The following is an 11,630-nucleotide window of genomic DNA, read 5'->3' as shown; positions in this document are numbered from 1 at the left end:
CAAAACCTTACCCAAGATTGATGAAACCGAGGGGGCAAGCATGTGATGAAATCCGTATGCACGGTCACCCAAAAAAGCTTAAGTAAGTGCCATTCGGGTGTAACCCCATATTGAAACACGAAAAACAACTGAATAAAACCGAAAATCTAGCCAAAAAACTCATCCAATTTAACGCAGTCATCCTAGATGAATTGGGATTTCTGCCTTTCCCTGAATCCGGAGAGGTGCTTTGTTGTTCCACTTAATCAGCCAATTGTATGAGCGTACTTCGCTTATCATAACTACCAACTTAGTCAGAGACCATCCTCTATAAAATCAACAACCTGACCATCGCTACCACAATCAGCTAAAGCAATCATCAGCAGTGATTTCACCTCCGAGAGTAGTACATCGGTACGTACGATATCAAAATGATCCGCATTGATTTCCATCGAGCGTATCTTGCCTGGCTTGATTTGCTGCATTAGCGCCATGCGGTCTGCAATTTCTCGTGTTGCTGCCCACCAGCAAATTGCCAGGGTTCTCAAAGGATTCAAAGCAGTTGTCTGCAACGAAAGTGTTTTTAAATGACGTGCAGTAAGGAAGATATGCGCCAACTCTTCCGCACCCATGTCGGTATAACCCTGAGGCTCCGTACGCTCGCCAGCTTGGATCTGAGCTTGTCTAATAGCCAACACTTTTTCCAGTAACGCAATGATTGTCTGCTTTGTTCCCACCTTCGGAGATTGGCTGGATAACGCTGTCTTTAGAATATCATCCAGTGCAGCGCCAGGAATTGCCACGGCAACAAAATCAACAAGATCCTGCCGCCAGTCATCGGATTGCAGTGATTCGATTCCGGGAATATAGGGATCAATCAAACCCAGGAATGCCACGGTCTGCCCATTGGTCTCCAGCAGTGCGGCCATCATGGCGGCCAATGTGCCACCCAATGACCAGCCCAGCAAATGATACGGTCCTTCCGGCTGGATGGCTCGAATCATTCCGCAGTAGTCTTGTGCCATTTGACTCAGAGATACGTCCCGGTGCGCGGGATCGGCCAGCATGCGGCAAGGTAATCCATAAACCGTCCGCGTACCTTGCAATTGCCGTGCCAGCGGTTGGTAGTCAAACACCGTACCCAATCCGGCATGGATGCAGAATAGTGGTTTAACTTCCCCACTCCCGTTCGATTGGTTGAGTGCTAGTAATCCACTCGGATTGGCGATCGCTTGTTTGTCCAATTCCAGCAAGCTCGCAATGGTTGGCCGTTGTATCAAATCCCGCAGCTTGAAATTCAATTTCTCATTGTTAAGATTGCGCATGCGTGCCATGACTTTCAGGCTTGATAAGGAATCACCACCCAGCGCAAAGAAATTATCGGTTTCGCCGACCCGTTCCACACCCAGCACCGTCTGCCATATGTCTGCCAGCATCCTGGCTTCAGGTGTCGACGGTTCTTGATAAGTATCGCTCGCTAAAACACCCGGTTCCGGCAATACCTTACGGTCAAGCTTGCCGCTCGGCAAACGCGGCAATGCGGCTAATGGCACAAAATGCGCCGGCAGCATATATTCGGGCAAGCGATTGGCAAGCGTCTGTTTCAATTGCGCCATCAGATTCTGTGCTGCTTGTTCCGCGACCGGAACCACATAGGCCACCAATTGCGCCCCCGTCACACTCTCATAGACTACCACCGTCACATCGACAACACCGGCGATCTCACGGATACGCGCCTCGATTTCGCCTAATTCAATACGGAATCCACGTATTTTCACCTGATGATCGGCGCGACCGACATATTCGATATTGCCGTCATCCATCCACCTGACCAGATCACCGGTACGGTAGAGACGGCTGCCATTGTCGTCAAATGGGTCGGCAATGAAGCGTTCAGCGGTCAAACCGGCGCGTCCCAAATAACCTCGTGCCAATCCATAGCCGCCAATATAAAGCTCACCTACGATCCCCATCGGCACCGGCTGCATATCGACATCCAATACATACACGACACGCTCTCCCACAGGCCGTCCAATCGGGGCATAAGCGCAATCAAAACTGTTGTTGGCTTGGGTCTTCCAGATTAATGGCGTGACTACAGTCTCGGTCGGCCCATAACCATTAATCAAAGTACGCGGCTGCAGCGTCTGACGAATCAAATCATAGGAAGCTTTGGGCATGGCTTCGCCACCGAACACATACAACTCTACCGGCGGCGGATCGTTGCGCGGCATTGCCCATTCCGCGACCTGACCGAGATAAGCCGGAGGAAACGCAGCATTGGTAATGCCGTAATGATGCAAAGCATCGTAAGTCTGCTCAGCTGTCCATAATTCCTGGTCCCGCACCGCCAATCCGGCGCCGATGGTCAGCGCGGTCAGCCAGCGTTCATGCGCACCATCGAATGAAAATGACATGAACAGCAGTTCGCACGAGTTGGGATGCATATCATAAATCCGGGCGGTCGCCTGGCAGTGCATGGCGAGCGGACCATGCGTCACCGCCACGCCTTTTGGCAAACCCGTGGATCCGGATGTATAAATGATATACGCCAGATTATGCTCATGAACAGATATCTCCGGATTACGTGCTGACTCGGCCTCAAGCTCGATGGCATCCACAACCAGTTTAGGTACGGCGGCATCGAACTCGCACTTGGCCAGCACTTTACTTTGCGTAATCAACAACGACAACGCGCTGTCTTTTATCATGAACGCAAGCCGATCAGCGGGATAGTCCACATCGAGCGGCACATAAGCTGCTCCGGATTTAAGAATCGCGAGCAACGCCACAATAATATCCAGGGAACGTTCCATCGCAACACCGATGCGAGTTTCCGTGCCAACACCCAGCGCAATCAGTCGGTGCGCAAGTTTATTGGCACGTACATTCAGCTCAGCATAGGAAATTTCCTGCTCGCCCATCAACAACGCAATGGCATTGGGTTGATGGGCGGCGTTATGCTCGATCAGGCGATGCACAGGCTGATAGACTCGAGATGTTGCCTCGTTCGAATCGGTATTACCGCGCAGCAAAAACAGCTGATCAAGTTGCTGTTTTCCTAACCATCCCAGTTCCCCAACCACGCGTTGCGGATAAGTCATCATTTCCCGCATCAAACCTTCCATTTGACTACGCAAATCGATTGCAAACTCGTCGGTAAAATCGTTACACCCATAGGCATACTCAATTTCCAGCGTATCACCCACAACCACTTGCAAATCCATGGCGTAGCCGGTCAATCCCTTGCCTGCTATGTCACCGAAACGCAGCCCATAATGCTCATCACTGCGCAACGTGGCGTCGATCGGATAATTTTCAAACACGACAATACTGTCAAACAGCGGTTGCCCGGAAAAACCTGACCAGCGCTGGATATCAGCCAGTGAGGTATGCTCATAATCGCGCAAACGCGCATTGGTCGCCTGCAACGCGCTTAAATATTCGCTGACTGTCAAATCACTGCGCCGCTCGACCGGAATAGGAATGGTATTGATAAACAAACCAAGGATTTCATCAGCCCTAGGCAAGCTGGGCGGCCGACCCGCGACAGTAGCGCCAAAAATCACCGTCTGTTTTCCGGTATAGCGTTGTAGCAATAGCGCCCACGCCGCTTGCACAAAGGTATTCAACGTAATATGCATCTGCTGCGCAAACGTTTGCAAACGACGTGTTTCGCCAGAACTCCAATGCGTGTAAATCTGTGCAAAATCGGGTCGGCCATCTTTTTTGACTGCCTTACTGATCGACTTTGCCAAGAGCGTCGGACCTTCCGTGTTACCAAGTTCAGTTTGCCAGAAATGCTGGGTTACCTGCTTATCTTGCTGTGCAAGCCAGCGCACATAAACACTATAGTCCGGACCTGGTGGCGCAAGCGTTTCGCCGTTATAGCAGCGCAACCAATCACTGACCAGCATGGAATCACCCCAACCATCGAGCAGTATGTGGTGTTTGGTCCATACCAACTGATGGCGGTTCTCGGCTATGCGGATCAGACTCAACCGAATCGGGGGATTCAGAAAATCAAACTCACGCTTCAATTCTTCATCCGCATACGCAACAATCTGCTCTTCCAGATGAGGCTTATTGCGCCAATCCAAATGGGTGACAACAGCTTCGATGTGCTTAAATACAATCTGCAACGGACGAACAAGCCCCGCCTGCCATAAAAATCCTGTGCGCAATACCGGATGCCGGACGATCATTTGTTGCCAGGCATGTGCCAACCGCTCTGCATCCAATCCTTCCACCGCAACACTCATCTGATTCACATACAGTCCGGTACCCGGCGCCGCCAGTGTGTGGAATAACATCCCTTCCTGCGTCGGCGACAAGGGGTAAATATCTTCGATTTCATGATTTCCAAATGGCAGCGTGGCTATGATGCCTGCATCCAGATGATCCTCCAGACAAGCCCTTACAGGTTGCGGCTCCTCAACAACTGCGAACTCCGACACAATTTCCGTCACTTGTGCCAGTGCAGCAATCGTTTGTCGTTCGAATAATTGTCGCGGCGTGATTTTCCAGCCCGTCCGACGTGCTTTGGTGACAATCTGCAAACTGAGAATCGAGTCTCCTCCCAGTTCGAAGAAATTATCGTTGCGCCCTATCTGGCTGATGCCAAGCACTTCCGCCCAAATCGCAGCTAATGCCGCTTCCACTTCACCTTGCGGTGCTTCATACGAACCCGCACTGACAAATTCCGGCTCAGGCAATAGCTTACGATCCACCTTGCCGTTCACATTCAGCGGCAGACGCTCCAACACAACAATGGCCGATGGCAGCATGTAATCCGGCAACGCTTTTGCCATCGACTCGCGCAACACTGTGGTATCCAACGTACTGCCTGCATGCAGCGAGATATAAGCCACCAACTTCATTCCGCTGGATCCCTCTTTGGCGATCACTAGCGCTTCCCTTACTTCCGGCTGCAATAATAGCTGCGTTTCTATTTCCCCGAGCTCAACGCGAAATCCCCTGATCTTAACTTGATGATCCAGTCGACCCAGATATTCTATTTGCCCATCCGAACGCCACCTTGCCAGATCGCCGGTGCGGTAAAGCCGCCCTCCTTTTTCATCAAAAGGATCGGCGATAAACCGCTCCGCAGTTAACTCCGGTCGTTTCAGATAGCCGCGCGCGAGCAGTGCTCCACCGATATAAAGTTCTCCGGAAATTCCCGGCAGCACAGGTACCAAGTTGGCATCGAGCAAGTAGATATGGCGTCCGGCCAGTGGTTTACCAATTGTAATACTATGAGCATCGGCAACCTGCTTGGGCAAATATGTGCTGCAATCCGCAACAGTTGCTGTGACAACCGCTTCAGTCGGTCCGTAAGCATTAAATAATGTGACCGCATCCAACCCAGCCTCACGCCATATATCCAATGCTTCAGGCGGCATGCGCTCACCACCTACATTCATCTGCCTGAGCGCACCGTAATGACGCGTGCCTACTTTCGCAAAATCACTGATCAACAATTGCCAGTAAGCGGTCGTCAAATCAGCGACTGTAATCTGCTTGGCAAGCAGTTCTCGATAAAAAGTCTCGCTATCCCATAAGGTTGCGTCTCGTAAAACAATACCCGCGCCGACACATAACGCGGGAAAGAATTGATCGATAAAAGCATCGAAATTAATCGTGGAGAACAGCAATACGCGATCTGCAGCGCCCAGATTAAACGAATCTATCGTGGCTTGAATATGCTGAGACAGGGCAAAGTGGGACACGCCCACACCCTTGGGTTTCCCGGTAGAACCGGAAGTATAGATGATATAGGCCAGATGCCCGCCCTGCAGTCCCACATCAGGATTGTTTTCCGGCCAGGCGGTCAAATCCAACGTATCCAGTTCCAGCACATGACCGCTTGCAGCATGCGGAATCCGCGCCCGCAACGGGCTTTGTGTCAGCAGCAATTCAATTGCGCTGTCCGCTACCATGTGATTCAGCCGCTCGCGCGGATAATCCGGATCCAATGGCACATACGCTGCACCTGCTTTGAGCGTCGCCAGCAACCCAACTACCACGTCGATCGAGCGTTCCACCGCGATCCCTACCCGGCTATCCGGTTTGATTCCCAGCGCGATCAATTGGTGCGCCAGCCGGTTTGCCTGCCGGTTCAGCTCCGCATAACTGAGCTCCGCTTCCCCAAAAATGAGTGCGATCGCATCAGGACGTTCATTCACTTGCCGCTCAATCAATCGATGCACCGGCTCGGTATTGTCATAGCGTCGTTTGTTGAGTCCCCAATCTTTTAGCTGTTGCCATTCGGTCGAACTTAATCGCGTGATGTCGCCCAAACATTTGACTTCGCTTCGCGTAATCTCCCGCAGCAGTTGTTCAACCTGCGCGGCGATATAACGGACCGCCGCTGCTGAAAAATCTTTACAGGCATACCCATATTGCAAGGTTAATCCATCATTCTCCACCACCGACACGGTCATCGGATAATTAGTGGTTTCCCGGCCTTTGACACCGGAAAAGGCAAGTCCACCCGGTGTATGCTGCTTGAATGCTTCATCAATGGGATAATTCTCAAACACTAAAATACTATCAAACAATCCCTGTCGGCTTTGCCCCACCCAGCGCTGAATTTCATACAGTGGCGTGTGTTCATGCTCGCGAGAAGCCAGATTTTGTATTTGCATATCCTGTAGCCATGCATCGATAGACAATTCAGGCTTCAGTGCAATACTCACGGGCAAGGTATTGATGAAAAGCCCGAGTATCTGATCCACCCCTGGCAAATCTGTCGGTCTGCCCGCCACAGTCACCCCAAAGGTAACCGTTTGCTGACCCGTATACTGACCAAGCAGCAAAGCCCACGCAGCTTGTATTACTGTATTGATCGTAATATGTTCGCGTTTGCAGAAATGGACCAAATCATCGGTCAAGGTTCGGCTGAGGGGATGGATGGATTCTCCATAGCCCTCACCGGTTATCGGTGCTGAAACCGCATCGGCCAATCGGGTGGATTCCGCGGTATAACGTAGCCGCTCCTGCCAATACGCTTCCGATGCCTTGTGATCACGATCGCGCAACCATACAATAAAATCCCGGTAGCGAGTACGAGGCGATGACAGTGTCACACCACCATAATGCCGCAACACCTCACCCAGCAATTGCGACGTACTCCAGCCATCCAACAACAGATGATGGATCGTCATGATGACGTGATATCGCTCATCGGTGAGACGTACCACGGCAATCCGAATCAGCGGTGGTTTTTTCAGATCGGTACCCGACATGTGCTCGGATTGCGCGAGCGCATCCAGATCCTGCTGCTGATAAGTCAAAGGATGCGTATTCTGATCGCGCCAATCGTGCACAATAAAAGGTAATTCAACCGCTTTCGCCACCCATTGCAGCGGGCTCTTTCCTTCCTGTACAAAACCGCTCCGCAGTATCTCATGACGATCAATCGCGGCCTGCCAAGCAGTCTTGAACCGCTCGACCGACAGATGTTCAATATCGGCGCTTAGTTGATTAAGATACATGCCGCCATCCCGATCAAACACACTATGAAACAGTATGCCGGTTTGCATCGGTGACAGCGGGTAAAGATCCTCAAGTTGCTCGACAGGAATGGGCAAGTCGTCCAATTCTTCCTGAGTCAGTCGAATCAAAGAAAAATCAGATGGCGTCACGCCGCGAACGCCGCTGCCACAATGACCGATAATCGCTTTGAGTTCAGCCAGTAGCGCCTCGATAAATGTCTCGATCGTTTCTTTGGTATAGCGCGCTTCGCTGTAGTTGACTTCCAGACACAGTTCACCATTGTGGATATGGCTGTTAATCGATAGCTCATGCTGCTGGTTCACGTCATGATCCATCAAATCGCCTATCGCTTCATCGGCCAACATCCAGGGAGTTTGTTCTCCAAAGCTGGTATCGAATTGCCCCAGGTAATTGAATACCACTTGCGCTTTGGGGAGACCGCGGATAATTTGCCGTTGCACCGCAGTGCCGTAATATTTAAATAAACCGTAACCCAATCCTTTATTGGGCATTTGCCGCAAACTCTCTTTAATACGCTTGATTCTTTGCGTCAAATCACCTGATGAATCGAGGATTACCGGGAACAGTGCAGTAAACCACCCAATCGTCCTGGATAGATCGATATCAGGGTAAAGATCCTCGCGTCCATGGCCTTCAAGATCTATCAGAATCTTCTGATGTCCGCTCCATTGACATAGCGCGCCACCTAGCGCAGCAAGCAGCAAATCGTTGACTTGCGTGCGATAGGCGACCGGCGCGTCTTTGAGCAGTGCCTGAGTTTGCGTCTGATCAAGCTTTGCAGTGCTGCGGGTATGGTTAAACGTACTATTGAAACCTTCCGAAAAATCACACGGAAGAGAAACGGGCGCATTCGCCTGATCTTGCCAATAGGCAAACTCGGCGGCATGATCATCGAAATACTGTTGCAGCCGATGAGCCCAGACCGAATAACCGCTAGTCACTTCGGGCAAGCTAATAGTTTCATGGTTGTTCGCCTGATGATAGGCGATTTCAAGATCCTCAATCAGAATACGCCAGGAAACACCGTCAATCACCAAATGATGGACAACCAGCAGCAAACGTTGGGTTTGATCCGCCATATCCACCAGCATAGCGCGTGCCAGCGATCCCTGCTGCAGATCCAGACTGCGCTGAGCTTCATTACAGAGCGCCAATAACTGCCCAGCATCTGCCGCCTGCCGAACCCACAACACCGATTGAATACCGGATTCAATGGCCATTTGCTGCCATTGACCGTTCGTTTGTTCGTTATAGCGGAAATGTAATGCAGCGTGATGCTGTACAACAGCTCTCAGTGCCTGATCCAACCACGCTGCCTGTAAAGGCTGGCGACTTTTCAACAATACCGCTTGATTCCAATGCTGCCGCATGGGTATCGCTTGCGCAAAAAAATCAAGCTGAATCGGCAACATGGGAATAGGCGCAGTGATATCCGTTAAATTATGCTCAACAGGAATGGTCTTAGCAAGCGCCTCCAGCGGCTTAGCAATACTCGCCAGTGCGGCAACCGTTTGCCGTTCGAACAATTGCCGCGGCGTGATTTTCCAACCTGCACGGCGCGCTTTGGTCACAATCTGGAGGCTGAGAATAGAATCCCCTCCCAGTTCGAAGAAATTATCATTGCGTCCAACTTGGCCGATTCCCAGCGCATCTCTCCAAATCGCAGCCAATAATTCCTCCACTTCCCCTTGTGGCGCCTCATAACCACCTGCACCAACAAATTCCGGTTCGGGCAGCAGTTTGCGGTCCACTTTGCCGTTCGCATTCAGCGGCAGGCTTTCCAGCACCACAATCGCCGATGGAATCATGTAGTCGGGCAAGGAAGTTCCCAGTAATCCGCGCAGCTCAGCGGTATCCACCGCGTTTCCCGCATGCAGTACGATATAGCCCATAAGCCTTGCGCCGCCAGGCCCTTCCATCGCCACCACTACCGCCTCTCTGATTTCCGGCTGTAACAATAATTGTGTTTCGATTTCACCCAGTTCAATGCGAAAACCTCTTACCTTGACCTGATGATCGAGTCGCCCCAGATATTCTATTTGCCCGTCCGATCGCCATCTCGCCAGATCCCCCGTGCGGTAAAGCCGCGCTCCGTTTCCATCAAACGGGTCCGCCATGAATCGTTCCGCCGTCAGCCCCGGTCGATTCAGATAACCGCGGGCGAGTCCTGCACCGCCGAGATACAGTTCACCAATCACGCCCTGCGCAACCGGATTCATTTCAGCATCCACAATATAAGCGCTGCGGTCGCCAACCGGCGAACCGATCGGAAGATAATTCGAATCGAATTGAGTTCCGGGATAGGCTTTAAAAATCAGCGGGGTGATTACTGTTTCAGTAGGACCGTAGCCGTTGATGATGCGCGGTGGATGTAGTGTCTGTTGCACAAAATCAAAGCCGGTGCGGCTCATCGCTTCACCGCCTACCGTATAGGAACGAATCGGCAAATCCCGGCCAGCGCTGCCGGTAAATTCCGCCAATTGCTGCAAATAACCCGGAGTAAAGCACGCAATCGTAATGCCGTGTTTGGCTATCTCGGCCACCGTATGATCAACCGCCCATAATTCGTTGTCGCGCGGCATCAATGCAGCGCCAAAAGCCAGTGGCACCAGCCAGCGCTCATGCGCACCATCAAAATTGATCGAAGCAAATTGCAGTTCACGGTCTGCCGCTGTCATCCCGTAAAGTTCACCAATCGATTGCACATGCATCGCCAACGGCCCATGCGCCACCCCCACCCCCTTAGGTTTCCCGGTGGAGCCGGAAGTGTAGATGATGTAAGCCAGATGCTCCCCGTGCAGATTCACTGCCGGATTATTGTCCGGCCAGTCCGTCAAATCCAGCGTATCCAGTTCTACAACATGACACCCTTCCGCATAGGGAATCCGTTCCCTGACATGGCTTTGCGTTAGCAATAGTTCAATCGCGCTGTCTGTCACCATGTGATTCAGCCGTTCCCGCGGATACGCCGGATCCAGCGGCACGTATGCGCCGCCCGCCTTGAGCGTCGCCAGCAATCCAACCACCATGTCGATCGAGCGTTCCACCGCAATCCCCACCCGGCTCTCGGGTTTCACTCCCAAAGCCATCAATCGGTGCGCCAACCGGTTCGCCCGGCTGTTCAGTTGCGCGTAACTGAGTGTCGTATCGCCAAATATAAGCGCGGTTGCATCAGGGCGTTCGACAACCTGCCGTTCGATCAAGCGATGCACCGGTTCTGTATCGGCATAGCGTCGTTCGTTAACGCCCCAGTCTGTTAGTTGCTGCCATTCTGCGGTGCTTAGGAGCGTGATGTCGCCCACACACCGCGCCGGGGTTTCAGCCAGTTGTTCCAGCACTCTAAGATAGTGTTCGCTCAGCCGCTCGATCGTATCTGCTTCAAACAATTCGGCAGCATAGGTGAAACGTGCGTCAATCTGCCCGCCTGGCCTCTCCACAGTATCCAGCGTCAACTCAAACTGCGCGCCGCGATCGCCGAGTTCATATTCTTCCACAGTCAGTCCGGGCAACTGCCCCAGGGCGCGATAATCCTCGCGCAGGTGATTGAACATGACTTGGAACAGCGGGTTCTGATGCAGATTGCGTTCCGGTTGCAGCGCTTCCACCAGTTGCTCAAATGGCAGATCCTGATATGTCTGCGCACCCAGCGCGGCTTCACGGGTTTGATCGAGTAGATCGCTCAACGGCATGCGGCTGTCGATGCGGCTGCACAGAACCTGGGTATTCACGAACAGACCGACGATATTTTCTATCTCGACCCGATGGCGGTTGGCAATCGGGACGCCTACGCGCATGTCGCTTTGTCCGGTAGTGCGATATAACAATGCCTGAAATCCGGCCAGCAATGCCATAAACAACGTTGTTCCGCGAGCCTGCGCCTGACGCTGCAAGCGGGTCGCGAGTGCAACCGGCAACACAAAATCATGCCGCGCCGCGCGGTAATGCGCGGTCGATGCGTGCTGGTGATCGCTGGGCAATTGCGATACCGGATGCGCTGTACCCAGTTGATTGCGCCAGTAGGTTAACTGCCGCTCTTTCTCTCCCGCTTCCAGCCAGTTGCGCTGCCATAGCGCATAGTCTGCATACTGAATCGCCAGCGGCGGCAGCGAAAACGCCGATCCTTCCACTTGAGC

Annotated in this window: 1 protein-coding gene and 1 pseudogene; one reads left to right on the top strand and one right to left on the bottom strand. The window is 52.3% G+C overall.

Annotated features, from left to right (window positions below; genetic code table 11):
• Nucleotides 1–173: 173 nt before the first annotated feature.
• Nucleotides 174–292, top strand: a pseudogene (locus tag C8R34_RS16725) (ATP-binding protein); the annotation flags it as partial.
• A gap of 1 nt (nucleotide 293) precedes the next feature.
• Here C8R34_RS16725 and C8R34_RS15305 read toward each other — a convergent pair.
• Nucleotides 294–11,624 carry an amino acid adenylation domain-containing protein gene (locus C8R34_RS15305; protein ID WP_219999592.1) on the bottom strand — a complete coding sequence of 3,777 codons (11,331 nt, stop codon included), beginning with the start codon at nucleotides 11,622–11,624 and terminating at the stop codon, nucleotides 294–296.
• Nucleotides 11,625–11,630: the final 6 nt, after the last annotated feature.

This window comes from Nitrosomonas sp. Nm84 (assembly GCF_003201565.1).
GTDB lineage: Bacteria > Pseudomonadota > Gammaproteobacteria > Burkholderiales > Nitrosomonadaceae > Nitrosomonas.
This window is presented reverse-complemented; position numbering and strand designations above follow the sequence as displayed.